29 protein-coding genes, 2 tRNA genes and 2 pseudogenes are annotated in these 26,790 nt (G+C 58.5%); 12 read left to right on the top strand and 21 right to left on the bottom strand.

All coding sequences use genetic code 11. From position 1 onward, the window contains the following. Positions 1 to 51: 51 nt before the first annotated feature. Positions 52 to 468 (bottom strand): NAD(+)--rifampin ADP-ribosyltransferase, encoded by a 417-nt coding sequence (gene arr / locus QF039_RS10525; RefSeq protein WP_023658807.1) that lies wholly within the window; start codon positions 466 to 468, stop codon positions 52 to 54. A gap of 92 nt (positions 469 to 560) precedes the next feature. Here arr and QF039_RS10520 point away from each other — a divergent pair, with 92 nt between their 5' ends. Beyond that, a complete protein-coding gene (locus QF039_RS10520; RefSeq protein ID WP_003207728.1) occupies positions 561 to 1,019 on the top strand; it encodes a GNAT family N-acetyltransferase in 459 nt (152 codons plus the stop codon). A 51-nt stretch (positions 1,020 to 1,070) separates the two neighbouring features. Here QF039_RS10520 and QF039_RS10515 read toward each other — a convergent pair whose 3' ends face one another. The 3 genes from QF039_RS10515 to QF039_RS10505 form a co-directional block, all read right to left on the bottom strand. Next, entirely contained in the window at positions 1,071 to 1,388 is a 318-nt protein-coding gene (locus QF039_RS10515; RefSeq protein WP_032899360.1) for a hypothetical protein, read from the bottom strand. A 5-nt stretch (positions 1,389 to 1,393) separates the two neighbouring features. Continuing rightward, complete coding sequence (locus QF039_RS10510) at positions 1,394 to 1,555, bottom strand: hypothetical protein (RefSeq protein WP_166742167.1); 162 nt, start codon at positions 1,553 to 1,555, stop codon at positions 1,394 to 1,396. Between the two features lie 124 nt (positions 1,556 to 1,679). Then, positions 1,680 to 2,579, bottom strand: a complete 900-nt coding sequence (locus QF039_RS10505; RefSeq protein WP_102370266.1) for a LysR family transcriptional regulator — start codon at positions 2,577 to 2,579, stop codon at positions 1,680 to 1,682. Positions 2,580 to 2,762: 183 nt separating this feature from the next. Here QF039_RS10505 and QF039_RS10500 point away from each other — a divergent pair, with 183 nt between their 5' ends. Then, positions 2,763 to 3,773 carry an NAD(P)-dependent alcohol dehydrogenase gene (locus QF039_RS10500; protein WP_102368990.1) on the top strand — a complete coding sequence of 337 codons (1,011 nt, stop codon included), beginning with the start codon at positions 2,763 to 2,765 and terminating at the stop codon, positions 3,771 to 3,773. Positions 3,774 to 4,015: 242 nt separating this feature from the next. After that, on the top strand, positions 4,016 to 4,834 hold the full coding sequence (gene xth, locus QF039_RS10495) for an exodeoxyribonuclease III (RefSeq protein ID WP_102368989.1): 819 nt from the start codon (positions 4,016 to 4,018) through the stop codon (positions 4,832 to 4,834). A 73-nt stretch (positions 4,835 to 4,907) separates the two neighbouring features. Here xth and QF039_RS10490 read toward each other — a convergent pair whose 3' ends face one another. Beyond that, complete coding sequence (locus QF039_RS10490; protein ID WP_307517910.1) at positions 4,908 to 5,936, bottom strand: alpha/beta fold hydrolase; 1,029 nt, start codon at positions 5,934 to 5,936, stop codon at positions 4,908 to 4,910. A gap of 436 nt (positions 5,937 to 6,372) precedes the next feature. Between QF039_RS10490 and QF039_RS10485 the strand changes: the two genes are divergently transcribed. Next, on the top strand, positions 6,373 to 7,200 hold the full coding sequence (locus QF039_RS10485; RefSeq protein ID WP_307517908.1) for a hypothetical protein: 828 nt from the start codon (positions 6,373 to 6,375) through the stop codon (positions 7,198 to 7,200). A gap of 165 nt (positions 7,201 to 7,365) precedes the next feature. Here QF039_RS10485 and QF039_RS10480 read toward each other — a convergent pair. From QF039_RS10480 to QF039_RS10470, 3 genes are all read right to left on the bottom strand, one after another. Further along, a tRNA-Leu gene (locus QF039_RS10480) sits at positions 7,366 to 7,452 on the bottom strand. 822 nt (positions 7,453 to 8,274) lie between these two features. Next, positions 8,275 to 8,883, bottom strand: coding sequence for a LysE family translocator (locus QF039_RS10475; protein WP_177039929.1), 609 nt, complete (start codon positions 8,881 to 8,883; stop codon positions 8,275 to 8,277). Positions 8,884 to 9,059: 176 nt separating this feature from the next. Beyond that, positions 9,060 to 9,383, bottom strand: a complete 324-nt coding sequence (locus QF039_RS10470; protein WP_177028201.1) for a helix-turn-helix domain-containing protein — start codon at positions 9,381 to 9,383, stop codon at positions 9,060 to 9,062. A gap of 85 nt (positions 9,384 to 9,468) precedes the next feature. On the opposite strand from QF039_RS10470, the gene QF039_RS10465 reads away from it, so the two are divergent. Continuing rightward, on the top strand, positions 9,469 to 9,789 hold the full coding sequence (locus QF039_RS10465) for a hypothetical protein (RefSeq protein WP_177070483.1): 321 nt from the start codon (positions 9,469 to 9,471) through the stop codon (positions 9,787 to 9,789). A 239-nt stretch (positions 9,790 to 10,028) separates the two neighbouring features. Next, positions 10,029 to 10,409 (top strand): DUF1090 family protein, encoded by a 381-nt coding sequence (locus QF039_RS10460; RefSeq protein ID WP_177021944.1) that lies wholly within the window; start codon positions 10,029 to 10,031, stop codon positions 10,407 to 10,409. Positions 10,410 to 10,576: 167 nt separating this feature from the next. On the opposite strand, the gene QF039_RS10455 is transcribed toward QF039_RS10460, so the two are convergent. From QF039_RS10455 to QF039_RS10445, 3 genes are all read right to left on the bottom strand, one after another. Beyond that, complete coding sequence (locus tag QF039_RS10455) at positions 10,577 to 11,164, bottom strand: hypothetical protein (protein ID WP_177020016.1); 588 nt, start codon at positions 11,162 to 11,164, stop codon at positions 10,577 to 10,579. A gap of 328 nt (positions 11,165 to 11,492) precedes the next feature. Then, positions 11,493 to 12,029, bottom strand: a complete 537-nt coding sequence (locus tag QF039_RS10450) for a spore coat protein U domain-containing protein (RefSeq protein WP_032899364.1) — start codon at positions 12,027 to 12,029, stop codon at positions 11,493 to 11,495. Positions 12,030 to 12,293: 264 nt separating this feature from the next. Continuing rightward, on the bottom strand, positions 12,294 to 13,172 hold the full coding sequence (locus tag QF039_RS10445; RefSeq protein ID WP_307517898.1) for a GlxA family transcriptional regulator: 879 nt from the start codon (positions 13,170 to 13,172) through the stop codon (positions 12,294 to 12,296). Positions 13,173 to 13,424: 252 nt separating this feature from the next. Here QF039_RS10445 and QF039_RS10440 point away from each other — a divergent pair, with 252 nt between their 5' ends. From QF039_RS10440 to QF039_RS10425, 4 genes and pseudogenes are all read left to right on the top strand, one after another. Next, positions 13,425 to 14,240 carry an alpha/beta hydrolase family protein gene (locus QF039_RS10440; RefSeq protein ID WP_307517896.1) on the top strand — a complete coding sequence of 272 codons (816 nt, stop codon included), beginning with the start codon at positions 13,425 to 13,427 and terminating at the stop codon, positions 14,238 to 14,240. Beyond that, positions 14,224 to 14,358, top strand: coding sequence for a hypothetical protein (locus QF039_RS10435; protein ID WP_307517894.1), 135 nt, complete (start codon positions 14,224 to 14,226; stop codon positions 14,356 to 14,358). The genes QF039_RS10440 and QF039_RS10435 overlap by 17 nt, the downstream gene beginning before the upstream one ends. Positions 14,359 to 14,479: 121 nt before the next feature. Beyond that, positions 14,480 to 14,818, top strand: a complete 339-nt coding sequence (locus tag QF039_RS10430; protein WP_008435088.1) for a hypothetical protein — start codon at positions 14,480 to 14,482, stop codon at positions 14,816 to 14,818. Positions 14,819 to 14,846: 28 nt separating this feature from the next. Then, positions 14,847 to 14,945: pseudogene (locus tag QF039_RS10425) on the top strand (DUF159 family protein); the annotation flags it as partial. 63 nt (positions 14,946 to 15,008) lie between these two features. Here the strand turns inward: QF039_RS10425 and QF039_RS10420 are convergent. The 5 genes and pseudogenes from QF039_RS10420 to QF039_RS10400 all read right to left on the bottom strand — a co-directional run bounded on the left by QF039_RS10420 (position 15,009) and on the right by QF039_RS10400 (position 21,740). After that, entirely contained in the window at positions 15,009 to 15,191 is a 183-nt protein-coding gene (locus QF039_RS10420) for a hypothetical protein (protein ID WP_023658797.1), read from the bottom strand. Then, positions 15,188 to 16,339 carry a PepSY domain-containing protein gene (locus tag QF039_RS10415; protein WP_003207680.1) on the bottom strand — a complete coding sequence of 384 codons (1,152 nt, stop codon included), beginning with the start codon at positions 16,337 to 16,339 and terminating at the stop codon, positions 15,188 to 15,190. The genes QF039_RS10420 and QF039_RS10415 overlap by 4 nt, the downstream gene beginning before the upstream one ends. Positions 16,340 to 16,408: 69 nt before the next feature. After that, positions 16,409 to 18,486, bottom strand: a pseudogene (locus QF039_RS10410) (TonB-dependent siderophore receptor). A gap of 668 nt (positions 18,487 to 19,154) precedes the next feature. Further along, positions 19,155 to 19,228: transfer RNA gene (locus tag QF039_RS10405), tRNA-Cys, on the bottom strand. Positions 19,229 to 19,442: 214 nt separating this feature from the next. Then, positions 19,443 to 21,740: an acylase gene (locus tag QF039_RS10400; protein ID WP_307517887.1), complete on the bottom strand. Its 2,298-nt coding sequence runs from the start codon at positions 21,738 to 21,740 to the stop codon at positions 19,443 to 19,445. 243 nt (positions 21,741 to 21,983) lie between these two features. Here QF039_RS10400 and QF039_RS10395 point away from each other — a divergent pair, with 243 nt between their 5' ends. Further along, the gene (locus QF039_RS10395; RefSeq protein WP_307517885.1) at positions 21,984 to 22,361 is read left to right on the top strand and encodes a fe2+ zn2+ uptake regulation protein; all 378 of its coding nucleotides are present in this window, start codon (positions 21,984 to 21,986) and stop codon (positions 22,359 to 22,361) included. Between the two features lies 1 nt (position 22,362). On the opposite strand, the gene QF039_RS10390 is transcribed toward QF039_RS10395, so the two are convergent. Further along, entirely contained in the window at positions 22,363 to 22,557 is a 195-nt protein-coding gene (locus QF039_RS10390; RefSeq protein WP_003207574.1) for a hypothetical protein, read from the bottom strand. A 173-nt stretch (positions 22,558 to 22,730) separates the two neighbouring features. On the opposite strand from QF039_RS10390, the gene QF039_RS10385 reads away from it, so the two are divergent. Next, a complete protein-coding gene (locus tag QF039_RS10385) occupies positions 22,731 to 22,868 on the top strand; it encodes a hypothetical protein (protein WP_003207572.1) in 138 nt (45 codons plus the stop codon). A gap of 58 nt (positions 22,869 to 22,926) precedes the next feature. Here the strand turns inward: QF039_RS10385 and QF039_RS10380 are convergent, their stop codons facing one another. From QF039_RS10380 to QF039_RS10365, 4 genes are read right to left on the bottom strand one after another with little or no spacing between them, the layout of a single operon-like run. Next, a complete protein-coding gene (locus tag QF039_RS10380; protein WP_177122370.1) occupies positions 22,927 to 23,685 on the bottom strand; it encodes an ABC transporter permease in 759 nt (252 codons plus the stop codon). 14 nt (positions 23,686 to 23,699) lie between these two features. Next, positions 23,700 to 24,899 carry an ABC transporter substrate-binding protein gene (locus tag QF039_RS10375; RefSeq protein WP_307517881.1) on the bottom strand — a complete coding sequence of 400 codons (1,200 nt, stop codon included), beginning with the start codon at positions 24,897 to 24,899 and terminating at the stop codon, positions 23,700 to 23,702. Beyond that, positions 24,886 to 25,689, bottom strand: coding sequence for an ABC transporter ATP-binding protein (locus QF039_RS10370; protein WP_177020011.1), 804 nt, complete (start codon positions 25,687 to 25,689; stop codon positions 24,886 to 24,888). The genes QF039_RS10375 and QF039_RS10370 overlap by 14 nt, the downstream gene beginning before the upstream one ends. Further along, on the bottom strand, positions 25,686 to 26,747 hold the full coding sequence (locus QF039_RS10365; protein WP_003207563.1) for an acyl-CoA dehydrogenase family protein: 1,062 nt from the start codon (positions 26,745 to 26,747) through the stop codon (positions 25,686 to 25,688). Before QF039_RS10365 ends, QF039_RS10370 begins: the two co-directional genes overlap by 4 nt. Positions 26,748 to 26,790: the final 43 nt, after the last annotated feature.

Below are 26,790 nucleotides of genomic sequence, written 5' to 3'. Positions count from 1 at the left end.
TTAAGGAAAGCCACTTGGCGATCGGGTGACGCCGGCTTGTGCCCGATGATATCAGTCAATGATCACGTCGCGACCCTCGGCCTTCAAGCGCGCGAGATTGTCCTTCATCTGCTGCAACCGTTCAGGCGGATGCCCGTGCCATTTCGTGACCTCCGCCACGACGCGCAAAGGGTCAGTGGAGCGATAGGAAAGCGTGGGATTGCCGGGAAACTTCTTATCCGTCACGTTGGGGTCATCCATGATTGCCCCCGTTGGCTCCACAACATAAATCCGTTCCCGCCCACTGCCGAGCGCCAGCTCAGCCCCCCAGATGGCGGCATCCAGCGTGCCCGCAAAGTAAACCCAGGACAGTGCTTTACCTTCTGTAAAGTTGGACGGGTAGCCGACGCGGATCAGATCGCCCGGCTCCAGGTCGGCCCGGGTACCGTGAAAGAACTGACGGATGAACATGCCAGCGGTATTTGACATGGGCTCGTTGCTCCGTGGATGAATGTTATGTTTGGATGCGAATGCCCCCATCGGCTGGGTTCCTCTATACCACCGCACCTCAGGAAACCGTTGTGACGAATCTGACCATACGACGCGCCAGTATCGACGACTTGCCTTTCATTGTTTTGCTGCTGGCAAATGACTCCCTGGGGGCTGTTCGAGAAGATAGCAGTCTTCCGCTTCAGAGTTCCTACACACGAGCGTTTGAGGCCATCGACGCAGACCCGAACCAGTTTCTTGCCGTCGCTGTGGCTGATGAAGAGGTGGTCGGTACTCTCCAACTTTCTTTCATTCCGAATATTTCTCATCGGGGCGCATGGCGAGCTCAAATCGAAGCCGTCCGCGTGCACGAGCGAATGCGTGGGAGCGGATTGGGCCGGCAATTCTTCGAATGGTCGTTTGAGCAAGCACGTCAGCGCCACTGCCAACTGATCCAGCTTACCTGTGATCGTACGCGGCCAGATGCTCATAGGTTTTATGAGTCCCTGGGATTCTTGCCAACCCACACAGGCTTCAAGATGAAGCTGTGACCATTTGAGGCGAGCTGGCCCGGCGTTTGATTGCCGGGCCAGAGGGCGGAGTCAAAGCAATACAGTAGCAAGCATGCCCAAGGCGCCGAGGACAAACCCGATGAGTGCGCCACGCCCTGGTGCTTCATGGAACAGCGCCCAGACCACCACGGGCTCAAGCAGCAACAGGGAGGTGACTGAGACCACGGTGACGACCCAGATATCACCGACCGCCACGTACCCCAGCCAATACGCACCCAACAGGCAAAGCCCGGCAAAACACATCAGCACAACGGGAAGGACGAACGCCTCCCATGAACCATGCCCTGTCTGGGCAAGCCTGGCGGTTACCACCTCGCTGTAGATTGCACAAAACTCCCCCACCACCATCAACCCTAGAGCAGAAACTCCGAGTAGTTCTTTGGACATATCAAAAACTCCTTCGTATTCAACGCAATATTTTTCAGCTCCCAGCGAGCAATGCCGCTGCCAAGGAGCGTGTTGCAGTGATACGAAGCAGCCTTGAACAGGCCTGAATTACCGAAGTGCTTTTCCATGCTCATGTCCTTCAAAGGGTGAGTCTCAGCGCCCGGAAAAGGGCGCTCGCTGCGATCATACGTTCCGACAGCCCGCCTGAACAACCTGCCCCCTCTCGGTCTGCCGCGAAGTGCTTGTGCTGGATCAGTGAGCGTTGAACCAGTCGGGGTGCACAACCGGAAAGTGCTTTTTCAGCCAATCCACAAATGCATTCACCTGGGGTGCAAGATGGGATCGGCTGGGGTAAAGCACGGAAACCAGGCGCGGTGTCGGACGAAGTGCGCCGAGTACTTCAACCAGTTCTCCACTGGCGAGGTACGCCCCGACGGTAATCCCCGGTGCTTGAATAATGCCGAAGCCTGCAACGCCGCATTGAACGTATGCGTTGGACTCGTTCACGGTGATACCGCCGCGTGGAGTGTGTGGATGGTCCTCGCCCGCCATCGAGAAGTGCCAAGGCAGCGGCCTGTTGTTTTGACCCGAAAGAAAGCCGACGCACCGGTGGCCGGCAAGGTCCGCCAGGGTTTCCGGTACCCCGTAGGCCTGGAGATAACTTGCAGATGCACAGGTCACCATGATTGCGCTGCCTATTTCCCTGGCTACCAGGCTGGAATCCGGGAGATCACCGATTCGCAATACGCAATCGATGCCTTCCGCCACCAGGTCTACCCTGCGGTCGGTCACGCCGAGTGCCAGTTCGATCTCGGGAAATGCCTCGGTAAATTGCCTGAGGCTTTCCATGAACCCGTGCTGGGAAAACGCTGTGGGAATATCAATCCGAAGCCGCCCACTCAGCGTCGAGCCACTGCGGTCGAACATGGAAGTGGTTTCTGCGATGGTGGCCAGAATCTCTTTGACACGCTCGTAAAATCGTTCGCCCTCAGCCGTCAGCTTGACTTTACGCGTCGTGCGCTGGAACAGGCGCACACCCAGGGACGCCTCCAGTTCCTGAATAGTGCGCGTGACATAGGGACGGCCGGTCTGCGTCGCCTCCGCGACTTTTGTGAAGCTGCCCAACTCCGCCAGCTTGGCAAATACCTGCATCGACTGTAGAAGCGCCATACGTCTCGTCCCCGGGAAGCCGGTGAAGGGTTGATTGTTACTCTCCAGAATAACAATGCTGTTGGATTCTGCCCATTTATGCCGCGCTGCGAAACCTCAACAATGGCCCCAACAACAAGGAGGCACTTGCCTCCCCTGCCCATTCACCGTTGCTGGAGACAGAAAATGAAAGCGTGGCTTCTGAAAGATTTCGGTTTGGACAACCTGGTACAAGGGGACGCCGAGACCCCCGTCCCCAAGGCGGGAGAGCTGCTGGTAAAGGTGGGGGCCGTTTCGCTGAACTTCCGGGACAAGGCCATCGTCGATGGCATCTACGAGCCCCACAAGGTGCCCAAGCCATTGATTCCCGTCAGCGACGCGGCAGGCGTTGTCGTAGCAACAGGTGACGGTGTCAGCCGTTTCGCTATTGGCGACCGGGTCAACTCGCATCTCTACTCCCGCTGGCTGGACGGCATGCCTGGGCCGGATGAACCCGACTACTGCTTCGGCTCGCCTTTGCCCGGCGGCCTGGCGCAATACATGATCATCCATGAGGACAGCGCAGTACGTGTCCCCGACAACCTGTCGGATGAGGAAGCCGCGACTCTTCCGATTGCCGCATTGACGGCCTGGTACGCGCTGGTTGATTTCGGCCAGGTCGAGGCGGGCCAAACGGTGCTGGTTCAAGGTACCGGTGGGGTTTCGGTTTTCGCTGCGCAAATCGCAACCGCCCTCGGCGCCAAGGTTATTGTCACCTCCAGTCGGGATGAAAATCTGGAGGCTATGAAAAAACTGGGGGCGGTCGCCAGTGTGAACTATCGCACGCATCCTGGCTGGGCAGAGGAAGTCCTGAAACTCACCGATGGCAAGGGCGTGGACCTGCTCCTGGACGTCGCAGGCGGAGATGGCATCAATCAATCGATCGCCGCGACCAGGGTCGGTGGACGTATCGCCCAGATCGGATTCCTGACGGGCCAGACGTCTGCATTGAACCTGATGCCGATGATATTCCGGCAAACAACCATTCGCGGCATTGCCGTAGCGCCGCGCTCATCGTTCGACCGCATGAACGCGTTCCTTAGCGAGCACAGGATTCGCCCGGTAATCGACCGTGTGTACGCCTTCGATCAAGCGCGCCAGGCATACGAACACTTGGCGAGGGGCGCCTTTGGCAAAGTGGTCATCAAGGTCGGGTAAAGTCGACCGCCGGGCGTTTCACACAGGCAGGTGATTGCTGCTGGATTTGCCCAGGCGGTTCACGAATGACACCAATGGTCGTTCAAAGACCGGTTCCTGTTATTTATGGAGCAACACAGGTTTGGTGTAGTCGAAAAGAGGCTTTGCGACTAAACCGGTATAGGGGACATCGCCAAATGAGCAAGGGTAGTCCCCCTACCCCCACGGTGGCCGAACACCCGGCACATTGAAGGACCGACGCCATGCAGAACCTCAAGATCGCGACATTCAACGTCAACGGCATAAAGACGCGACTGCCCAACCTTCTGCAGTGGCTGGAAAAGGAGCGCCCGGACATCGTCTGCCTGCAGGAACTGAAGGCGCAGGACAACGCGTTCCCCGCTGGAGAACTTGAGGCGGCGGGCTATGGCTCATTGCACCATGGCCAGGCATCCTGGAACGGAGTGGCAATTCTCGCGCGGGATTCCGAACCTCTTTTGATCCATAAGGGCCTGCCGGGAGCCAAGGACGACTCGCAGTCTCGATACCTGGAAGCGGCTGTCCATGGCGTGATTGTCGGATGCCTGTACCTGCCCAACGGCAACCCTCAACCCGGGCCAAAATTTGATTACAAGCTCGCGTGGTTCGAGCACCTGATCTCCCACGCTGCAACACTGCAGGCCAGCGAACATCCGGTGGTCCTCGCGGGTGACTACAACGTGGTGCCCACCGACCTGGACATCTACAACACCCGCTCATGGCTCAAGGATGCCCTCCTCCAGCCAGAAAGCCGTGAGTGCTTTCAAAGGCTGCTTTCCCAGGGCTGGATCGACTCGCTGAGGCACCTGTACCCGGAAGAGCGGGTGTACACGTTTTGGGATTATTTCCGTCAGCATTGGCAGAAGAATTCCGGGCTGCGCATCGACCATCTGCTGCTCAACCCGGTACTCGCGCCGTACCTGAAAAACGTCGGCGTAGATGCATGGGTACGGGGTGAAGAGCATGCCAGTGATCATGCGCCGACGTGGATCGAGATCTCATCACGGCAAACCCGGTCAAGAAAGAAGCCAAAACGCAGTTGATCACAAGCCACGACGCTGACTACCGGCACGCGTGCCGGTCCCCGACTCACCCATCCCAAGGTGTGATCCGGGCTTACTGATGGGGCACGAATTTCGCGAGCATCAGCCAGCGACTTATGGCCGCAACGAGTTCGGTCTTGCACTCCACCGGCAGCCAATGCCCGCCAGGCAGGCTCGTCACTGTGAGGTCTGCGCAGGCCGCGCGCATTGGATCGCCCAACTGATTGCCGTTGATGGTATTCATCGGGTCGTAATCACCGTTCACAAACAGGACGGGCATGGACAGGCGGCCGCCATCGGGTGCGCGATGGGCATATTCGATGTTGGCGTCGTCGTTCAGATACCACGCGCAGGGCGTGCGGAAACCATGCTCCTCGAACGTGCGCACCAGTACCGCGAAGTCCGTCTCGGGCCAGAGCGCCGGGTCTGGCGGGGTCGGGGGAGCCCGGTGCGCTTCGCCAAACCGCCCGCCTTTGCGGGTCACTTCGGCATTGGAGGCGACCCTGGCGATGCTTGCAGGGTCGCCTCTTCGATAAATCGACGCCAGCGATGCTGCTTTGTCCGCGTCAAGATCAGCCACGGCGGACGCAAAATGCGTGTTGTAGTAGCGGTAATAGTCCCATTGGCCGTCTGGATACTGGTCGACCGGGTAAATCCCTCGGTCAACCAGCGGTATGAGCGTCGCCAGCGCGTTCGTGGAAGGAAAGTACGGAACCGAAACCAGCACAACGCCGCGGCTGCGCCAAGGTTCATGGGCGACCAGTTCACCGGCCACGACGCTGCCCCAATCGTGGCCCACCCAGATGGCGGGCGTTCCACCGAGATGGTCATGCAGCTCTGTCATGTCTGCCACGATGTTTTCAATCGTGTACGCATTGATCGCGGCCGGCGCCGAAGAGCCGCCATAGCCGCGCATATCGGGTGCGACGCAGTGCCAGCCTTGGGCAGCGAACGCTTCCATCTGTGCACGCCAGATCAAACCGAGTTCGGGCCAGCCATGCAGGAACATCATCAATGCCCCGTCGGCAGGTCCCGATTCCAGATAATGCGTTGTGTGACGGGGCGTACTGAAGATGCGCGAAGTCAGCTTGAAAGTGGACATAGGATCTCCTCATGTCATTCCGGCGCGATGTCTCACTGTAGGTCACCTCGGGTGAATGAGCACCACTGCCCGCATATTTTCAGGTCGCGCTTATCCTGGGAGCGGGAGCAAAAGAACTGAAGCAACCACACGTCAATCAACGTTGTAGAAAATTTGAATTAGCCAGTTGCCCGGCCGGTCAAGAATTATGAACGCAGTAAATCTGACGAGGTAACAGCAATGACTATCCAGGCAGAGACACTCGTACAACTGACCGAAGCCCTGCAAGAGCGAGGCATGCATCTGGTTTCAGATGTTCACTTCACTCGCGCGCCCTATCGGCAGAATCACCTCTGGATCTGCACCGTAGCGTAACGATCCCTTATGATGCTTGCCTGCCAGAAAGTCGCCAACCGCGACAGATGGATCAATGCGAACACTCTTATGGATAAGCCCGATGCGGATCAACGTTCTGACAATTTCCCTGGCCACCTTGATGATGACCGGGTGTGCCAACCATGGCGCCAAGCCTTCGACGCACGCGCTGGCGACTCAAGATAACGTAGTTGGCATCTGGGCCATGGTTCCTCTGCGCAACGGAATTGCCAACGTGGTCGAATACAGCGCAGATGCCAAGGCCACCTTGCATCCATTCAACTGCGCTGAACCCGGGAAGCACCAGGAAAAAGAAGTGAGCGACTTCAAGGTGTCCGACGATGGAAAGGTCATCCATCTCAAATCACCTTCAGACAACTTCGACCTGAAGGTCCTGGCATTCGACCCGCAGACCATGACGCTGAGCATGGATGTTTCGGATACGAGCCTGACCTTCAACTACGTGAAAGTCAGTAACGTCGCACCGCTGTGTGCCCTTTATCCAAACGCCGCCGCTGAAGCTGCGCGCAAAACCCCTTTCAAGGCCAGTGACTTTGTAGCGGATCCCGGGATACCTGCCCACTCCGGTATGGAGCGATATATTGGCAAGTGGGCAAATGACAAAGGCGAGCTAGAGGTAGAAGTCATCATGGCTCCCAACGGCAGTGCCTACCTCTACATGGCCTCCAGCAAAAACTGGCACTTTCTGTACAACGAGGTGCATTGGGTAGGCGACGAACTGCATTTTGAAAGTTATGCCTATTCAGACCTTCCCTCTCTTTACAGCCACCCTTTCCATAAATCCAAGACCCACAGCATTCTTCAGCCGAGCGGCGACGGAGGATTACGTTATTCGATCTTTATCGATAAGCGCCGGTACGAATTTCTATTGAGCCGGGCGAAGAACTGAGGTTGAGGTAGCGCACTACTGTTGCGATGACCCGGCGGTGCATCTGCAACGCAGAAGGCAAGGAAGCCTCGCAAACGAAGTGGATTGCGGACCTGTTGAAAAATTGCCGACCGGAAACAAACAAGGGCTTGCATCAGCTTTCGCCCGCAAACCCTTGGTTTTAGATGGTGCCCGAAGCCGGAATCGAACCGGCACGCCCTTACGAGCGGGGGATTTTAAGTCCCATGCGTCTACCAGTTTCGCCATTCGGGCGGTAGCGCTATGCAGCAGGCCAAGCAGCGTTAAAAGCCCTTGAGCGTTGCAGCAGGCTAGGGAATATATAGATCCAGCCCCCTCGATGCAAGGTCGGGTGCAGGCTTTTTCAAACAATCAAGCGGCGCCCTGGCAAACAAAAAAGCTCGCCAGATCAGTCATCTACAGATTTTGCAGGCGGGAGCGGGCAATGGCGATACCGACCGCTTCACCAGGTGCCGCACCCGTGCCCCACCTGCATCAGGAAAAATAAGTCATTACCGCAATAACCACTGAAACCCAAACCAGGGTCATCAAAAACGACAGCGCAGCCAATGTCTTGCCCATTTGCCTACTCGCCCCGATGAAATCACTTCAAGGAACCCTCCCAGCGCCGCTTGAGAATAGCCACGCACGACGCAGTTCGCCTTCAACCTCCCACGAAAATCGTGGATACGATACTCCACGCAAAAGGTTAGTTCCTTCAGCAGTCCCGCCCACAAGTTACTGAGCCGCTGTTTATTCCCTGATACCCCAAAATGATCATCCCCGGCTTTCCTGCTCCTGCGGCGCCCCGGCCCATCTGATACGCTTTTTTCTTCTGCATCTGCCCCTGTATCGAAAACCGCCCTGCCCTGACAATACTCCCACTCCCGACACGCCCGTGGAGCCCGGCAGGAACCGTCCTGCCGGCCCGTTCATTTCGGAGGCCTTATGGCTAAGATGGCATTTTTCCTGTTCGGTTTTCTTGCGCTGACCATCGCAATTGGTCTGCTGGCCACCATCTCACCGGTCTAGGATCCATGGCCTGCTGACGCGACCCGCTGGAGGTCAGAGGGCGTGTCAGCCGGCAAAAAACATCGGATACAACGACAGCACCAACAGCCCCGCCATCGACCAGTTGAACACCCGCAACCAGCGTGGCTCGCGCAGTACATTGCGCAAGCCGCTGCCGCAGCCGGCCCATACGCAAACACTGGGCAAGTTCACCAGGGCAAACACCGCAGCAATCAACAGCACGTTGGTGACATAACCCTCGGCAGGCGTGTAGGTGGTGATCGCGCCCAGCGCCATGACCCAGGCCTTGGGGTTGACCCACTGGAAGGCCGCCGCGCCAAGAAACGTCATGGGTTTGCGCTTGTCATCGGTGTCATCGGACATCGCGCTGGAGGTTGCAATCTTCCACGCCAGGTACAGCAAATACGCCGCCCCCACATAGCGCAATACGGTGTAGGCCCACGGCAATGCCTTGAACACTTCGCCCAAACCCAAGCCCACGGCGATCACCAACAACATGAAGCCAATGCTGATCCCCAGTGCATGGGGGATCGAGCGAATAAAACCGAAGTTCACCCCGGACGCCAGCAACATGGTGTTATTGGGACCGGGCGTAATCGAGGAGACAAAGGCGAACAGCGCAAAGGCTGACAACAGGCTTGAAGACATGAACATGGGCAACATCCGAACGAAGTACTGTGGCCAAGACAGTAGAACGTTGCGTCGGTATTCGCCCCGTACAGCTACCGGGAGATACGGGCATACACTTCATCAGGCCCGGGCATTCAACAAACAGTAATAGCGCACATGCACTGCCAGCTATACATCAAGCGGTTCCTTGCCCTGTGCCATTAATCAGCGGACAGCGACGAAGTGATTTGCGCAATCGCCTCCTGATCCAGGCAGTCCAGCGTGCGGTATTGGTTGATAATCGATGTCTCCTTTTCACTCAGGTCGTCCTGGTTGATCGCCGCCCTCTCCCCCGTCAGCACGTAAATCACGTCCACCCCCTTGCGCCGAAGGGCAATCAGGTAATCGGACTTGGGCAGCCGCACTCCACTTTCGTAATGCACCTGGGCATTGGCGGCGACACCGCCAATCGCACCAAACTCCTGCTGGGAAAGCCCAAGGACCTTGCGTTCTTCTTTCAGGCGGGCGCCGAGCTTGTCGTCCATGGTGGGTACCTCAATAACCGTGTTTAACACCCACCATACGCTTATACGCAGGACCGGAGTCCATTCATATGGACACTAACGGCGAATGCACCTTGCATCACCTGGACTCATTGCTCAGGATAGCGCTCTTGAGCTGAACATCGGCAGGGAAGCAGCAGGTTACCGAGGCCGACAACACATGACGCTCCATGAAGATAGCCCGCTGCACATAGAGGTGTGCCAGCGCCAGAAACACCTCTGGTTCTGGCTCCCAATTGGTCTTTTGATGGTTTTCTTGACGGTGACCTCGACGATTTTCCTGGGTACAAATCCGCCGGAATGGATGTTTGTCGCACTCAACTTTGGCTGGGCAATCGTCGCGCTGACACTGCTGGTGAAGCTATCGGGTGTTTGTTGCGCCAAGTGAAGCACCCAGGCGTTTCAGCTTGCATCGCGCATCACTCGGGCTCGTGCCCTCACCTTGATACGTCGTCAATGCCAGACAAACAACGTGAAACAACTCACATTTATGGAGTTTCACGGTTGAAGGTCAAAATTTGACCAAATATATTTCGCCCCACCCGAGCGCTCACCTCTATACGGATATTGTTCTGCGCCTGCTCGGGCCCCCGGAGATGCGCAGGCAATAAAACATTGAGGTTTGCCATGCGTCTTTCCAAACTCGCCCCAGCCGCCGCCCTGTTCAGCCTGTTCACTTTGACCGCCCACGCCGCCGACCTGTCTGCTCTCACCGGTGCCCTGTCATCTGCCTTGGGGGGTGCCGGCAACAGCAACAACACCGTCAACGCCAATAGTGCCTCCTGCCAGCAACAGATCCGCGACCTGCAGACCAATATCAATGCGGCCAATGCCAAGGGCGATACCTTGCGCGCGACCGCGTTCCAGGCAGCACTGACACAAACCAACAAGAGCTGCAGCAACAGTACCTACAACACTCAGGCACAAGTGGACACTAACCCTCAGCGCCAGCAAAACGTGAACAAGGCTGCGGATGCGATCAACGCAATTGGCGGCTTGTTCAAGTAAGTCGGGCTGCCCTGCGAGAAGGCCCGCGATTGCGGTTTTTTCGCCCATCGTACTTACCGGCAGACAATAAAAAACCCCGTAGACGTTAATCTACGGGGTTTTCTGGTGTGGAGGATTGTCGTCCCCCTTCACCTTAGCCAATGGCCGCCGACAGCTGCCATGTTCGCTTATTTCTTGGCCCAGTTGAGGATGTACTTACCGTAAGCACCTTCAAACCCATCGACGGCAATCGAATAGGTTTCACCCTTCTTGGCTGAAAAAGTCACAGCACTGGTTACATCATTTTCCGACTGGTTATTGTTCGTGCCGGCCACCGGCATCGAATTCAGGCTCGTGCTTTTATAAACGGCAAGCACGGTGTCGAATTTTGAGCCTGTGGTATCAAATGTGAAGCTTGCATCTTCTGGCGAAGTCCATTTGCACCAGACCGAATGGTAAGGCTTGGCAAAAGGAATATGTCCAGACTCACCAGCCTGGCTGGTGGCTAGTGTAGTGTCGCCGGCAACTGTACCTTTAACACCCTCGATAACCGTGGCTTGCGAGAAATCATCTGCGCAGCTCAGCGAGCTGCTTGTGCCGTTGAGGCCCTGATAGATCAGCGTGCCGGCTCCGAGCACGACAACAGCAATGGCTATTGGGAAAATAATGCGTGGTACGGCCATGACTCTTCCTTTTGAGGCGTATAGTTTCTGAACTGCTGCCATAGCAAGCGCAGCTTTAAATGGAAAAATGAATATCGGCTGATTAACGCCCATGAAATCATGCCATGGACGTTAAAAATGGCACATCAAGCTATAAATCTCAGGAAACAAGTGGATTTTCTCTCGACCAGCCTGCCCGCCAGAGGCCCCTCGGTCACGAGGGGTGGCGATATTAACATGATGCATGCACCTGATCATCCAACTCCTGTCATCCCGTAGATGGCTTTAGGGGTGTGAATGCGATACAGGTAGAGATCAATTTAAAAATCAATAAATCTATGCCGTCTCCCGCTCAAAAATGGAAGACGGAGTTCAAAATGGAACAGCAAATAAATTATTTCCCTTGGCATCCGAAGATTGCCGCAAGCGATATACCTCATATTCAAAACGTCAGCGTGACCGCAATCGTGTCGGTATAAGTGCCGGCCGGCAAACCCACCTTGCCTGGGGATTTACCGTAAATATTCACGGTTTGCGCAACCCCGGTGCTGGCCGCGAGATTGATAGTGCCGTTGTTGGCAAGAATTTGCGTGTGGGCGGCGTCGGTGTAGATGTCATAGGGCGCAAAGTGGCCGGCACCGTCTGCCAGGGCACGCGTTCCACCGGTGGATTTGCCATCATTGGCGCCGGACGTGATGGTCAATACCGGCGAAGTACCCGCCGAGCATTGAATAGACAAAGGCGCCCCGCCGCCGCCCAGCACTTGCCCATCAGCCTCGGTATACAGGGTGTTGGCCGTACCAAAGTTCAACGCACCGAAATTCAAGCCTGTGGTGCCTCCCACGCCGTTGACCAGGCAACTGTTGATCAATATCAGCGACGCACTGATTTGCCCGGTGACAGTGGTCGCGGCCTGGGAGCCGGACACCCAGGCCAGTGTCGTCAACGCCAGTAAGACTCTTGAGATAAGTCCATTCATGAAGCTCTCCTTATGACTTGCCAACCCAGCGCGCCGGTTCAGGTCCCTGAGGTAGACCCTTGACACTTGTACAAGGATGGCCGTTGCGTAGAAGGTTAGTCAGTCAAAAGGAAACTGCCAGCCCGAGGCCAATCGCTTTCACTTGCGGGAGGTTGCCTGGAGAGCTTTTCGGCCTTGTACCCGCAGGAATCACTGGCCAGTTTTCGCTCCGTCGCTGCACGTCAGCGAACGGGAATCGGAACCCGGAAATTACAGGTACCTCCCCTATCGATGATAAGCCTTCCGGTAAGTTGTGGGGCTCACGCCCACGATCGAGAAAAAGTGCTGACGTAACGACAGGCTTGTACCAAACCCGCAAGCGTCAGCGATCGATTCGACGCTATGATCGGTTGTTTCAAGTTGCAGTTGGACGGCCTTGATTCGCTCATTCGTGAGCCACTTGCCAAACGTCGAGCCGGTCAGTTGCTTGAAGTGCCGGGTGAAACTGCGTCGACTCATCGCCAGCCTCGTCGCCACTTGATCGATTGACAACGGTTGTTCCAGGTTTGCCCGAAGCCAGTCCAGCAACTGGCCGAGACGCTGGTCGCTTGCGCCTTGAGGAACAGGCTGGCTGATGAACTGGGCCTGGCCTCCGTCGCGATGGGGGGAAACCAGCAGTTGACGCGCCAACGCGTTGGCAACCCCCCGCCCGTAGATCCGCCTGACGATATGAATACAGCAATCGAGCCCTGCGGCCACGCCTGCAGAGGTCAGGATTTGCTGCGCCTCGACATAGAGCACTTTGGGGTCCACTTCAATGCGTGGGAAATCTCGCGCCAGATGCGCCGCCCACGCCCAGTGCGTGGTTGCCCGCTTGTCGCACAGCAGGCCCGCATGGGCAAGCACGAACGCCCCCAGGCACAGGCCGACCACCAGCGCGCCTCGTTCATGGGCTGCCTGAAGCGTTTCGAGGAGTGCGCTCGGCGGCCTTTCGGTGACGTCCCGCCAGCTGGGAATGATGACGATGTCAGCTCCTGCAACCTGGTCCAAACCATGGTCACAGTGGATCGCGAAACCGGCGTTGGTAACCAGCGCCCCTTCTTCACCCGCACACACCCACCAATTCGAACCAGGGCGAATCCCCCACTCGGCGATCTTTACCAAATACGAGGCACGGCACAGAAAGGTGAAAGGGGCTGATGCCGTTAAAGGCGATGACTGCAACTTTCACACTTCTTTTCATAGGGCGGGCCTGATCGAGATTGGCCCGATTCTAATGAAAAATGGTCATTGGGCCAATGGTGTGAGTTCCCGGATGCGCTCACTCTGATCGCAGCTGCATTTCACCGGGAAATGCGCAAATCAGAGCTCAGGGCCTCAATGAACATCGCCACCTTTTGCACGCTGGGAGCACTTATGACCACTCTTTCGATGACCGCACCGGCACACGCCAGCGAACCGGTGCCCTCCATCCCCTATACCAGCGAGTCCACTGGCTATCATTGGTCCAGCGTGGACGGCGTGAGGGTTTTTTATCGCGAGGCCGGCCCCAGGGACGCGCCGACCCTGGTGCTGCTCCATGGCTACCCTTCGTCTTCGCGCATGTGGGATTCGCTGATCCCGCTGCTTGCTGACCGGTATCACGTGATCGCACCCGACTACCCCGGGTTCGGCAGAAGCGACGCGCCCTCGGCCGCGACTTACACCTACACGTTTGACCATCTGGCCGACACCATGAGCAAGCTGCTCACGCAATTGCAGATCCATGAATACACCCTGTTTATGCAGGACTACGGCGGCCCGGTAGGCTTTCGGATGATCCTCAACGCGCCGCAAAAACTGCACGGCATCATCATCCAGAACGCCAATGCCTATGACGAAGGCCTGGGTGCCAAATGGGCGAACATCGCCAAGTACTGGAAGGCTCCCGCCGAACATCCCGAACAAGTCGATGGGTTCACGGGGTACGAAGGCACGAAGCAGCGCCACCTGGGCACCAGCCCTCATCCCGAGCGTTACAACCCTGATGCTTGGGAGGACGAGTTTGCCGCCTTATCCCGTCCGGGCCAGCGGGCGATACAGTCGGCGTTGTTGCTGGACTACCAGAACAACGTGGCCCTCTTACCCAAAATGGCAGCAATGGTTGAAAGACAATCAACCGCCGATGTTGGTCATGTGGGGAAAATACGACCCGTCGTTCATTGTGCCGGGAGCCATGCGCTACAAGGATGATGTGCCGGGGGCCGAGGTTCATATTCTGGACGCGGGGCATTTCGCACTGGATGAAAAGACCGAACAGATTGCCAGCCTGACGCGTCAGTTCATGGCGCGTATCACCGCCGGTAAATAGTAAAGAGTGGGAGGCCCGCGCCCGACTGATCGTCGGGTAACCCTGCAGTTCGTCGCCTCAAGCATTCCACTTCACCCAATCTCGAATACTGTATACACATACAGCACTCGAAATACCTCCTATGAATATCGACGAAGACACCTGCGGGTGGCTTGGCATCCCCACGCCTCTCGAAATGCACAAACAACATGCCCGGCTGCTCGAGAACGAGATCCAGGAACTGAACCTGCAACTGCGCAAGGCCCGGGCGGATATCTTCGGCCTGGTCGCGATGCTGACAGAAGCACAGGCAAAGAACGAAGAGTTTGCCGGATACCTCAGGCTGCGCGGTGCCGAAGCTGCAGCGATGAGGAAGCAGATCGCCAACCTCACCACTTCAGATCGACTCAGCACGCGCGAGGCCGAGAGGCTGCGCAGTGTGCTGAACGAACTGATGTCTCACCCGAAAACCATCGTCTAAGCTCAGGTTTCAGGTTGAGGGCTTGGCCATGTGCGGAAGACTTTCCCAGTACAGCGGCATTCACGACTTCGTCGCAGCGCTGAGCATGCCCAATGCCCTGGCGAACTCCGTGGGTGAGTTGCCGCTAGGAGAAAATCGACCTGCAACCGAGTGGAAGCGCTGTTGATGACGGCGCTGAGGATCGCGCCAATCATCGTTTGGCTGAACGCAAACGCAGCCAAACCACCCCGACCAGCCCCAACGGCACCCCCAGGCTGAGCCATGAAAGCAGGTCATAGACGCCGTCACCAATCAGCGCCGAGAGCAATCCGAACAGGCTTAAAACAAAGAGCAACAGCGGCCAGCGAAAGATCATCCACAGTCCGCGCCTCATGATCGGCCCCCCATTTCCGGCCCGCTGGCATGCAATTCATCCAAGCGTTTTTGCAACGGTACCTTGCGACGGCTCAGCCACAGGTAGAGCCCACTGCCGAGGATGACGATGCTGATGAGATCGAGCAGCGTCCAGATGATTTTCAGCGGCACACCACCGTAATCACCAAAATGCAGCGGCTGCGAAACCAGCAAGGTTTTCACGTACAACGGCATCTCACGCATGTCGGTCAGCTCGCCGGTACTCGCATCCACCAGGGCCGGCTTGAGCAATCGCGCAGTGAGCGGCGTGGTGCCGCGCATGAACACTGCGTAATGGTGCTGGCTGCTGAACTGAGTACCGGGAAAGGCGATGAAGCTGGGCTCCATGCCTGGCGCCGCCTTACGCGCGGTATCCAGCGCTTTTTGCAACGACCCGAGGCGCTCCAGCGGCGGCGCATCCTTGTAGGGCGCGGTCATCTGCGCCAACTGGTCACTCTGCCAAAAGTCGAAAATGGGCAATGCCAGCGTATTGATCACGCCTGTCAGCCCCACCACCAACACCCAGGCGAGGGTGACGATGCCGAGCACGTTATGCAGGTCCAGCCACTTCAAGCGTGAACTGCGCCCGTTGCGCACGGTGGCAAAGTCCAGCTTGCGCATGAACGGTGTGTACACCACCACGCCGGACACCAGCGCCGCGACCAACAGCAGCCCCATGAAACCGAGGAACAGATAACCGGGCAACCCCATGAATAAATCGGTATGCAGGCGCAACATCAGGTTCATGAACCCTTCGTCTGGCGGCACCGCGGGAAATAACTCGCCAGTGCGTGTATCGAACGACTGCGAATGCCCCTCGATCGGTGGCGGCATAATGCTCGTTGCCGTGTACACCGTACCGAGCGGACTTTCCGGATCGAAACCGACAAAACGCACGACCTCCCCCGGCTGCGCCACCAATGCACTGGCAATGACGGTGTCGTAGTCGATTGGTGGTGTATCGGCGGTCAGCGGGCGCAGGGGCGGCGGCGGCTCGAAGTAGTGCTCAATCTCTTCATGAAAGATCAGTGGCAGCCCCGTCAGGCACAGCAACAACAGGAAAACGGTAGCGATCAGGCTGGTCCATTTGTGGACCAGAAACCAGATACGCAAGGTGCGTGCAGTCATGCTCGGTGGTTTTCCTTAAAGCGCCAGGCTCGCCGCGCGTCACGAGGCACAGCGAGCCCCCAGGCGGTATCAGTATTTCCAGGTAACAGACGCTACCAGGTTACGCGGGGCGCCGTAGCTGGCGGTCGTGGCACTGTTGTACAGCGATAGCAGGTATTTGCGATCGGTGACGTTGTTCAGGTTCAGCGACGTGCTCCAGTTGCTGTCGATGTCATAGCTGGCCATGAAATCGAGCAACGCGTAGGCGTTCTGGTGGATGGCACTGTTCGTGTCGTTTTCCACTGCACTCTGCCAGCTTACCCGTGTACCGATCTTGGCTTGGGGCAAACTTGGCAAGCGATAGGTGAGCATGCCCCGCACGCTATGAGTTGGCACATACTTACGGGCCTTGTCGCCATCGTCGTTGTCGATGCGCACGTAGGTATACCCGGCGAGCACGTCCAGGCCGGGTAGCGCTTCGCCAGAGGCTTGCAGCTCTACTCCGTGACTCTTGTAATCCATGGGGTCGTAAACGGACCGGCCACCCACCAGGCCGACATACTCCGCGACATTCTGCTGTTCGGTCTTGAACGCCGCGGCGGTGACGTTGAGGCGGTCATCCAGCAAGCTGCCCTTCACACCGGCTTCCATGCTTTTGCCTTCAAGCGGAGCAAGCAGTTTGCCGTCCCTGCCCAGGTTGTACTGAGCGCTGTAGATTTTCGTCCAGCTGCCATACACGCTCCACTGCTTGTCCAGGTCGTAGACCAGGCCGGTGTAAGGCGTCACCTTGCCATGTGCGCGGGTGTAGTAGTCGGAACCATAGCTGTCGCCGGAAGCGTCCAGGCTGATCATCCGCGCGCCGGCGATCCAGTGAAGATCATCGGCCAGACTGAATCGGGCACCGGCGTACACGCTTTTCTGAGTGTCCGTGAAATTCTGGGTATTGGCGTCGCTGGTAAACAGGAACAACGGATGCGCCAGATTGCCCGCCAGCACATCCGAGAATGAAACGTCGTAGTAGCCATCTGCAGCCGCATCGTATTCCCGGGCCTTCTGATGGGTGCGGCCATAGGCGGCACCGAGGGTCAACTCATGCTCTCGGCCAAACAGGCTGAACGGGCCGGAGACCTTGGCCTCGCCCAGCAACTGATGAGCCTCGCTGGTGGTATTGGCGGCAAACACTGAGGCGTCATCACCGCTGACCCCGGCGACATACATCATGTTGGTGTCTTGCTTTTCGGTGATGCCCGTGGCGGTGACCGTAGCGTTCCAGCCGTTGCCAAAATCATGCTTGAGCTCAGCGAATGTGTGCGCTGGGTACGCAGGTTCCAATAGGTCCATGGCTGGCCGATGCTGGAGCTGCGGCTGCCATAGTGAATGGCGTTGCCATCGTTATCCACCAACGGCAAGTTACCCCAGGTGCTGCCGTTTGAATTGCTGTCGTGCTGGGAGAAACCCACGGTTACGGTGTCGGCATCGGACACATCGAACGCCAACAACCCGGCAGCGACGTTGCGCTCATGGCTGTATCGACCCATCCACGAGTTGCCCTTGTCGTGGGAGTAAATGAAGCGGCCGCGTACGCTGCCGGTATCCGTCAACGGCCCGGAAACGTCCACGTCCACACGACGGCCATCCCATGAGCTGACGCTGGTATCGATTTGCGCCTGGAAGGTCTCGGTCGGACGTTTGCGTACGAAATTGACCGTGGCCGACGGGTTGCCAGCCCCGCTCATCAAACCATTGGCGCCATGCAGGATGTCGATCTGCTCGAACTCGGCCAAGTCCTGATCACCGACCAATACGGTTCCCACGAAGGGCATGCCCACGCCATCGTATTCAAAGTTGTTGATATCGAAGCCGCGCGAGGTGAATTCCGTACGATCGGTTTCGGTTTGCTCCACGGTCACCGAGGGCGCAGCACGCAGCGCATCCTTGATGCCCGTAATCTTGAAGTCATCCAGGGCTTGCCGAGTGATGGTGGTCACGGCCTGCGGGGTTTCCTTGTCCGTCAAGCCCAGACGGGTAGTGCTGGACGACGGGTTGCTTTTGTAGCCCACGGTTGGACCGTCAATAGGTTCACTACTCGCTTCGATCTGGGTAGTCGGCAACGTCAAGTCTTCGGTGGCGTGAACGAGGGACGCAGCGCTGCAAGCGCCAGCAAGCAACAGACTGGCAGAAAAGTGATGTTTCAAAACGAGGATTCCTACGACGAGTGGGTCAAGCGCGTTAACATTTCGAGAATGCTAATAGGAATCTAACTCAATTACCAAGTTATGTCGGACATTTTTTTCACATTTCGAAACATTTACTGTCGGGTACATTTGGCTACATTTGTCGTTTGAAAATGGGAAGGCGCGGAACACTGAAGATTCGCCGTTGAGAAGATTTCGGCCGCGGCTCAGGCCGCGAGATTGAATGAGGGCGACTGATTCTGCACCGAGTGGCTCCGATTCCACATCGAGCCATGTACTACCCAGTAGATTCGTCGGGAGCTGAAGCTGATGAAGCGCGAAGGCCTGTCAGCAACCTCACTCCAGTAAGAACCCATCCGCACACTCCTTTTTATGGGCACAAGGGTATTCACATGCCTCAGAAAGAAGGTTCAGGAACAGCGTCTGACTGAGATTGGCTGGGGAGCCAGGGCGCTAGTACCGTAGTCGTGGAAGGAATCGCCGGGGTCAATTCATGAACTCCGGCCGAAGACCGCAAAGAAGATTGATGCCTGCGTTGGAGCTATCGCTAAACGACAAAATGGAAAAGATCCGGGTGGCGGTTCTTTTTTTCGAGCTCAATAAAAAACCCCGTAGACGTTAATCTACGGGGTTTCTAAGAGTGGAGGCCGAGGTCGGAATCGAACCGGCGTAGGCGGATTTGCAATCCGCTGCATAACCATTTTGCTACTCGGCCTCAAACGATCAATGCCTTACAACCGACATTCACCGCATACAAACTTGAGTGGGCTATGTGAAGCTTGCCTCTACTCTATCTCATTGAAAACATTGAAGTTTTTAATGCTTCAGTGCGTTCGATGGGCGCAATTATGTACTCATTTGCCAGGGCTTGCAACCCCTTGATTTCAAAAAATATTCTCTCAAGGGGCAGGTATTCCTGGTGGGCTACCCTACCGCCCGGCTTCTTCCTTGTCACGGATAACCTGCAATTGGTACTGCGGGTCCGCCTTGATCTGCTGTTCGGTAAACGGCAGCGGGCTGAGTTTTTTCTCGGAAAACGCCTGGGTCTGGTCATTGAAGTATTTCGACGCGGGGTCGCTGGACAAGGAGAATGCCAGCACACCTTCGGCATTGGGCCCCTTCTCGTCGAACGTCACGATCTGCAAGTAACTGCTGCCGCTGACTACCTCGCGCTTGCCATCGGCCCGAGGCACGCTTTGCATGGCGTTATAAACCCCCAGCTCTTGCGGGCCGCCGTGGATCGGTGTCTGGCCCGAGACCTGAATATCACCCCAGCGGCTGTCCGCCGTCAGCCCGCGCTTGGCCACGTCGGCAGCTGATGCGAGCATCGCTTCATGCAGCGCCTTGGCCACGTTTGCCCGATCGACCGCCAGTCCACGTGGTGTGGTCAGGGGTTGTGCCGGATCGAAACCCACCTTCCACGCGTCCGGCGCTTGCGCCAGTTGCTCCGCCAGGTTGATGAAGTGCACCAGGCCCAGGCCGCTGTCGAGGTTGGCGCGCTGGTCCCAGTTTTTCAGGCTGTCGCACACCGATTTCACGCTGGCATCGGCACCCGCGCAGAACTTCAGCAAGTCCGGCATCACCTGGCTGGCAAGATACACCTGGTTGTCCATGACCATATTCTGCAGGTCGGCGACCTTGATCGGTTGCTTGTCGAGCTCCTGCAAGCGTTGCAAGGCAAAGCGCGCACGCGGGCCCAAGCCGATCTTGTCCTGGCTGATAACGGGCGAGAACCCGGTCAAGGGTGCCTTGGGGTTGACCAGCCAGGCCGAGTCATTGGAGTGCTGCACGTAGTCGGTGCGCTCCAGTTGCGGCAGTTGCTCGGCGGGGAAGATCCCGGCCTGGGCGGCACGCGGGTCCACGTCCCAGGCGCAGGCGCTGCGAGAGCCGTCGAGCATGATGAATTGCAGCCCGACCCGTGGGTCACTGCACTGTGCGAGTTTTTTCGCGCTGACGTTCGGCACCACCGACAGGTTCATGTACAGGCTTTGACCCTGGTCATCCGCTGCCACCGTGTTGACCCACGGGATACCCTGCAGGGTGTGTACCGAGGTTTGCAGTTCCTTGAGGTTCGCCGCGCGGTTCATCGCGTACCACTGTTGCAGCACACGGTCGTTGCCCAGGTTGGCATCCCGCAGGCTGAAGGCATATTTGGCGTCCCAGTCGAGTTTGCCCGGCCATTGCACGATGGGGCCGAACTGCGAGCTGTAGACCGTGCGGGACTGTTCCCGGGTACCGCCGTCGGCAGTTTTTACCGCTACCTTGATCGTGGTTTTATCCATGGGCACGGACTTGCCGTCCAGCAAATAGCGAGTCGGGTCCTTGGGGTCCAGAGTCAGGCGATACAGGGTGAAGTGCTTGGACGTATCAACGGTGTGCGTCCACGCAACGTGCTGGTTGAAGCCGATATTGATCACCGGCAGGCCCGGCAACGCAGCGCCCATCACATCCAGCTGGCCGGGGATGGTCAGGTGCATCTCGTAGAAACGCATGCCGCCCACCCACGGAAAATGCGGGTTGGCCAGCAGCATGCCGCGGCTGTTGAACGAACGGTCACGCCCCACCGCCACCGCGTTGCTGCCACGGTCCAGGGCGAAACGTTGCTGGTTGGCCGCCGCGACCTCAAACGCCTTGCTGTCCACCTGGGCGACGGTGTTGGGCGGCGTGGCCCCCACCAGGGCCTCGGCAAATTGCCCGACGCCACCTTCCACCAGCAGCCGGCGGGTCAGCTTGACCAGGTCTTCGGCCGTGATCGGCCGTACCCAGGCCGCCTGGCACTGCGCCGGCAAACCCTGGGCAGTGCGCTCCTTGAGGTAGTGGTTGTAACCGGCAACATACCCTTCAATGCGCTGCTGCATCGCCGGGGGCTGGGCCTTCCAGAATGCCGCAACGGCCTGGGGGGTGTTCAGCCAGGTGAAGAACACGTCGTTGGCAAGGTTGTTACGCCCTTCCAGGGTCGCCTGCTCGGGACCAAAGTACCTGGCACGCTCGCCATTGACCGTTACCACCTCATTGGCCAGCAGGCACAGGTTGTCCTGGGCATAGGCATAACCGATGCCGAACCCCAGCCCACGCTCATCGTTGGCCCGGATATGCGGGACACCAAAGCTGGTGCGACGGATCTCGGCGGTGGCCTGTTGCTCCTGCACCCGCGCCGTGGCCGAAAGACTCAGCCCCAGCAACGCCCCTGCCACACACACCCTGAACAACCCGTTGGAAATAATCACGCAGACTCCACAGCCAAATTAAACACCGCGACGAGGGACAGCTTCGCCAACACCTCAGTTAAGACGTAAATACCGGGAATAATTTTAGCAGCCGCAGGCGTTTATTCGGACAGGTCGGTATGTCTCCAGGATGTTACCGACAAAATTTCTACATCCCCCGCTTCATGATTTGTGCAGCTCGTACGTCTTATTAACTAAGAGCGCCATCATTTTCCTGATCAGGCTCTGATAAGGAGTTTCTGCATGTACAACTCGCAACTGCCCACGGAAGGACACTCACCCATGCATGACGGAGGTTTTGCCACCGGCAACCAGGCGTTCGGCAAGGCGCCGGAACATGGCAACCAGCGTATTCGTCATTTGCTCAAATGTTTTGGCCTGCGCACCAGCCTGATCCGGCTGAAGGTCATCGACGCCCTGCTGACCGCCGCCGACAACCAGCGCACCCTCGGCGTGCGCGGCGTGCACAGCCATTTGCTGGAGCTGGGCATCCCGTTGTCGTTTCTCAGCGTGCGCGAGGTGCTCAAGCGCCTGTGCACCGAAGGCGTGATCACCCTGAACGCCGACAAGAGCTACAGCCTGCACGAGCAGGCTGCCAAAGCCCTGGAAGGCCGGGCCTGACTCAAAGGTTGGGCTTGACCTTGCGACGCATCACACCGTTGATCACCACCACGGTTACCGCTACCGCAATCGCGATGTACTGGAACGTCTTTTCGCTGATGACCCCGTTGTTCTGCAAGTAGGACAGGCCAAACATCGTCCCCAGCACCAGCAGGGAGATCAGAATCGAGTATTTCAAACGTTGCTTTTGGGTCATGACGGGTTCCTGAAGCTAAAAAATTGTGTCCACTTTGTATCGACTACCACACCAAGCACATACCTGTTAGCGGGGATGGATTGGGGTCGGCGGGGTCTCATGTTACAGGCGATGAAAAACTTTGGCTTGCCCAACGCCTGATTGAACCTGAGAGCACCCTAGAGGATTTTGAAATGCTTCGTCGAATCACACTGCTGATTCCCTTGCTGATCATGTTGAGCATGAGCGGCTGCATTATTTTCCCCCACGGCGGCGGCGGTTGGCATGACCATCGCTACAGCGAAGGCGGACCGGGGTATTACCATCGCTGATCACGCGGCATAACCAACAAACCCGACATCACGTCGGGTTTGTTGTAAAAGGCCGAGCCTAACTGTTGGCCCCATGCACCCAACGCTGATGCAGCCACCGCGCAAACGCATCCAGGGCAAACCCCAACAGACCGATCAACAGCACCATCGCCATCAGCTCGGAATAGGCTAGCCGGTCACGGGTGTCGAGGATGTAGTAACCCAGCCCGGCACTGACCCCGAGCATCTCGCACGGCACCAGCACGATCCACAGGATCCCGATGGCCAGGCGCACGCCGGTCAGCACGTGCCCCATGACCCCGGGAATAATCACCCGGCGCAAGGTTTCCCAGCGCGTGGCGCTCAGGCTCTTGCTCAGTTGCAACCAGCGCGGATCGAGCTGACGCACACCCGCCGCCGTATTCAGCAGAATCGGCCACACCGCTGCGAACGCCAGCAGGAAGTAGATCGGCTGGTCGCCCACGCCCATCAACATCACCACGATGGGCATCCACGACAGCGGCGAGATCATCCGCAGAAACTGGAACGCCGGCGTGGTTGCCGCCTCCAGCTTGCGCGAACTGCCCACCAGCAAGCCCAGCGGTACACCAATCAGCAATGCCAGGAACAGCCCGACGAAGATCCGCTTGAGGCTCACGGCGATGTTCAGGTACAGCTCGCTGCGGCCCAGCAACTCCCACAGGCTGGCGAGGGTCGCCGACAGCGAAAACCGCGCAGACAAACCGTCCGCGCTGCCAAAGACTTTCACCCCCAGCCACCAGAGCAACAACAACCCCGCCAACCCGCTCAAGCCAAGCAACCAGCCCGGCAACCCCAAGGTTTTGCCGTTGTTCAAACGCCAATCTCCTCGTTTCGCTCAAAGCCCTCAGGCAAGCCGAAGGTCTTCATGCCGCCCACCGCCGCGATCGCATTACGCACGAAGCGGTCGTCCACCAGGTCCTTGGCGACAAACGCCGGGTCCAGGTCGGCGAGGAATTTCTTGTCGCCCTCGATGAGCGTGTCTTTCAGACGGCGTACCAGTTCCTCGGTGTAGCTGGGGAATGGATACGGCTGGAAGTCGATGCGGTGCTCGTCCCAGTTGGCGTGCTGGATCGCGCCGTCAGCCAGGTAAGCCGCACGGTCGCTGGCAGCCGGCGCCAGGACTTTGCGCAGCACTGGTTCGGCATGCGGGGTGTAGCGGTTCTCGCCGTCCTTGGACAGCAGCTTCACCGCCTCTTCACGGTTGTCACGGGTCCAGACCTGGGCCTTGACGATCGCATTCACCACCTTCTGCGACCATTGCGGGCGGTTGGTCAGGTCATGCTCGTGCATGAACACCACGCAGCACGCATGGTTGCGCCACACATCGCCGGTAAAGCGCTGTACGCGGCCCACATTGAGGTTTTCCGCCAGGGCGTTGAACGGCTCGGCGACGATGTAGCCGTCGATGCGCTTGCTGGCCAGGGCCGGCGGCATGTCCGAGGGCGGCAACACGATCAGGTTGACCTCGTTTGCGGCAATCGCACTCCCGGCGGCACGGGCCACCGGGGTCAGGCCGTTGTCGCGGAACAGCTGCTGCACCACCACGTTGTGGATCGAGTACCAGAACGGAATCGCCACCGACTTGCCGCCCAGTTGCTTCACGTCGGTAATGCCCGGCGACACGGTCAAGCCCGAGCCACCCACATGGTTCCAGGCCACGACCTTGGCCGGGACCTTGCTGCCATACCGCGCCCATACGGTCATCGGCGACAGCAGGTGAATCACGTTGACCTGCCCGGAAATGAACGCCTCGATCACCTGGGCCCAACTGCGCAGCAGTACCGGGCGCTCGGCCTTGATGCCTTCGGCCTCGAACAGGCCATTGTTGTGGGCCACCAGCAACGGCGTGGCGTCGGTGATCGGCAAATAGCCGATGCGTACCGGTGCGTCCGGCTCACTGGCCGCCCGGGCCTGCAAGCTGCTCAGCAGTGGCAAGGCTCCGGCGGCACTGAGCACGGCCGAGAGTTTGAGAAAGTCACGGCGCGAGTGAGTGAGGTCATCCAGACACATGGCAAGGCTCCAGCAGTTCAGGGGGTTGGGGGTCGGTGCGGCTCGCCCGCCGTAGGGTTTTGAGAATCTCGATGCGCAGGGTACCGATGGCTTCCACCTGTTCTTCCCGCGGTTGCGGCAAGTCGATGCGCCATTCGCCGAGGGTCCGCGCCGGGCGGTTACCCAGTAGCAGAATCCGGTCGGACAACAGCAGCGCTTCGTCGATATCGTGGGTGATCAGCACCGCCGCCGAACCTTGCTCGCGATTGACCTTGAGCAGCAGGTGCTGCATGTCGGCACGGGTCACTTCATCCAGGGCACCGAAGGGCTCGTCCAGCAGCAATACCTGCGGCTGGCGTGCCAGGCAACGGGCCAGCGCCGTGCGCTGGGCCATGCCGCCGGACAGCGCCGCCGGGAATTGCTGGCGGGCGTGTTCCAGGCCTACGGCGTGGATCGCATGGTCGACGCGGCTGCGACGTTCTTCAGGGCTGAGGTACGGCTGGCGGGCAAAGTCCAGGCCGAAGGCGACGTTCTTTTCCAGGCTCAGCCACGGCAGCAGGCTGGGGTCCTGGAACGCCACCGCCACCCGCGGGTGCGGGCCATTCAACGGCTCGCCCAACAGGCGGATGCTGCCGCCCTGGGGCGCTTGCAAACCGGCGAGCACCCGCAGCAGGCTGGACTTGCCAACGCCGCTGGGGCCGAGGATCGACACCACTTCGCCGGGCTGCAATTGCAGGTCGAAACCTTCCAGCACCGGGTTGCCCGCATAGCCCAGGCAAATTCCCTGGGCGTGCAATACCGCCTGGCTCATAGATTGGCCTGACGGTTCAACTCGGTGCGCAACTGCACCAGGCTCGGGGTCACGATCGGCACAAACGCCGACTCGCGCCAGCGCCGGGCAAAACCGCTGCCGTGGGCCGTCAGGTAGGCCTTGCCGCCGCTGGCTTGCAGCTCCAGTTGCACAGCGCTGGCAGCAATTTCCGCAAGGGCGATGCGCAGGCGGAACAACGGTACCGGCTCGGTGCCGAAGCGGCCGGCCAGCAGGCCTTTCTTCAGGTCGTTGACCGCCTGTTCCAAGGAGGTACGCAACACTTCCAGCTCTTCACGCAATACGGTGCGGCTGGAGCCCAGGTGATTGGCCACCTCCGCCAGCGAGCGCCGCGCCAGGCCGATGGACATGCCGCATTGCAAGCCCAGAAACGCCGGGCGCACGGCCGGCAGGAACTTGCGTGCATCCTCATGCAACAACCAGTCGCGGCTCAGCTCTACGGCTTCAAAGCCGAGGGCCGCGGTATTGCTCGATTGCAGGCCCAGCAGTTCCAGGTCGCGGGAACGTTGCAGGCCGGACACCGAGTCCGGGATCGCCAGGATAAACGGCGCGCCGCCCTGGGCATGCTCGATGGCGGCAGCCACCACAAACCCGTTCTTGCGCAGGTTGGTCACCCAGTGCAGGCGGCCATTGAGATTCCAGCCGTCGTCGGTCGGCTCGGCGCTGATTTGCAGCGACTCGATGCCAGACAAAAACTTCATCGCGTTGGACAGCCCGGTCGCCCCGGCCAGCTTGCCGCTCAGCAGGTCCGGCAGCAGTTGCTCGCGCAGGCGCTGGTTCGGGCTTTGCAGCAGGTATTCGATAAACGAGCGTTGGCCCCAGCACACAAACGCCGACGCCAGGGAATGGCTAGCTACGTCGGCGATAGCTTCCACCGCGCCGGTGACATCGCCGCCCAGGCCACCGAGGTCCTTGGGCACACCGATACGTAATACATTGGCCTCTGCCAGCCGTGGCAGCACTTCCTGCGGATCGCAACTGCCCACATCCAGGGCCTGCGCTTGAACATCGAGCCAACGGCTCAAGATTGGGTCAAGCATTCATGTTTCTCCTTGTTGCAGCATGTTTACCATCGCGAACGCT

This window comes from Pseudomonas sp. W2I6 (genome assembly GCF_030815935.1).
GTDB lineage: Bacteria > Pseudomonadota > Gammaproteobacteria > Pseudomonadales > Pseudomonadaceae > Aquipseudomonas.
This window is presented reverse-complemented; position numbering and strand designations above follow the sequence as displayed.

Coding starts and splice junctions, on each gene's coding strand:
- arr (WP_023658807.1), bottom strand. CDS start 468: ATGTCAAATACCGCTGGCATGTTCATCCGTCAGTTCTTTCACGGTACC.
- QF039_RS10515 (WP_032899360.1), bottom strand. CDS start 1,388: ATGGTGGTGGGGGAGTTTTGTGCAATCTACAGCGAGGTGGTAACCGCC.
- QF039_RS10510 (WP_166742167.1), bottom strand. CDS start 1,555: ATGGAAAAGCACTTCGGTAATTCAGGCCTGTTCAAGGCTGCTTCGTAT.
- QF039_RS10505 (WP_102370266.1), bottom strand. CDS start 2,579: ATGCAGGTATTTGCCAAGCTGGCGGAGTTGGGCAGCTTCACAAAAGTC.
- QF039_RS10500 (WP_102368990.1), top strand. CDS start 2,763: ATGAAAGCGTGGCTTCTGAAAGATTTCGGTTTGGACAACCTGGTACAA.
- xth (WP_102368989.1), top strand. CDS start 4,016: ATGCAGAACCTCAAGATCGCGACATTCAACGTCAACGGCATAAAGACG.
- QF039_RS10490 (WP_307517910.1), bottom strand. CDS start 5,936: ATGTCCACTTTCAAGCTGACTTCGCGCATCTTCAGTACGCCCCGTCAC.
- QF039_RS10485 (WP_307517908.1), top strand. CDS start 6,373: ATGCGGATCAACGTTCTGACAATTTCCCTGGCCACCTTGATGATGACC.
- QF039_RS10475 (WP_177039929.1), bottom strand. CDS start 8,883: ATGTTCATGTCTTCAAGCCTGTTGTCAGCCTTTGCGCTGTTCGCCTTT.
- QF039_RS10470 (WP_177028201.1), bottom strand. CDS start 9,383: ATGGACGACAAGCTCGGCGCCCGCCTGAAAGAAGAACGCAAGGTCCTT.
- QF039_RS10465 (WP_177070483.1), top strand. CDS start 9,469: ATGCACCTTGCATCACCTGGACTCATTGCTCAGGATAGCGCTCTTGAG.
- QF039_RS10460 (WP_177021944.1), top strand. CDS start 10,029: ATGCGTCTTTCCAAACTCGCCCCAGCCGCCGCCCTGTTCAGCCTGTTC.
- QF039_RS10455 (WP_177020016.1), bottom strand. CDS start 11,164: ATGGGCGTTAATCAGCCGATATTCATTTTTCCATTTAAAGCTGCGCTT.
- QF039_RS10450 (WP_032899364.1), bottom strand. CDS start 12,029: ATGAATGGACTTATCTCAAGAGTCTTACTGGCGTTGACGACACTGGCC.
- QF039_RS10440 (WP_307517896.1), top strand. CDS start 13,425: ATGACCACTCTTTCGATGACCGCACCGGCACACGCCAGCGAACCGGTG.
- QF039_RS10435 (WP_307517894.1), top strand. CDS start 14,224: ATGCGCTACAAGGATGATGTGCCGGGGGCCGAGGTTCATATTCTGGAC.
- QF039_RS10430 (WP_008435088.1), top strand. CDS start 14,480: ATGAATATCGACGAAGACACCTGCGGGTGGCTTGGCATCCCCACGCCT.
- QF039_RS10420 (WP_023658797.1), bottom strand. CDS start 15,191: ATGAGGCGCGGACTGTGGATGATCTTTCGCTGGCCGCTGTTGCTCTTT.
- QF039_RS10415 (WP_003207680.1), bottom strand. CDS start 16,339: ATGACTGCACGCACCTTGCGTATCTGGTTTCTGGTCCACAAATGGACC.
- QF039_RS10395 (WP_307517885.1), top strand. CDS start 21,984: ATGTACAACTCGCAACTGCCCACGGAAGGACACTCACCCATGCATGAC.
- QF039_RS10390 (WP_003207574.1), bottom strand. CDS start 22,557: ATGACCCAAAAGCAACGTTTGAAATACTCGATTCTGATCTCCCTGCTG.
- QF039_RS10385 (WP_003207572.1), top strand. CDS start 22,731: ATGCTTCGTCGAATCACACTGCTGATTCCCTTGCTGATCATGTTGAGC.
- QF039_RS10375 (WP_307517881.1), bottom strand. CDS start 24,899: ATGTGTCTGGATGACCTCACTCACTCGCGCCGTGACTTTCTCAAACTC.
- QF039_RS10370 (WP_177020011.1), bottom strand. CDS start 25,689: ATGAGCCAGGCGGTATTGCACGCCCAGGGAATTTGCCTGGGCTATGCG.
- QF039_RS10365 (WP_003207563.1), bottom strand. CDS start 26,747: ATGCTTGACCCAATCTTGAGCCGTTGGCTCGATGTTCAAGCGCAGGCC.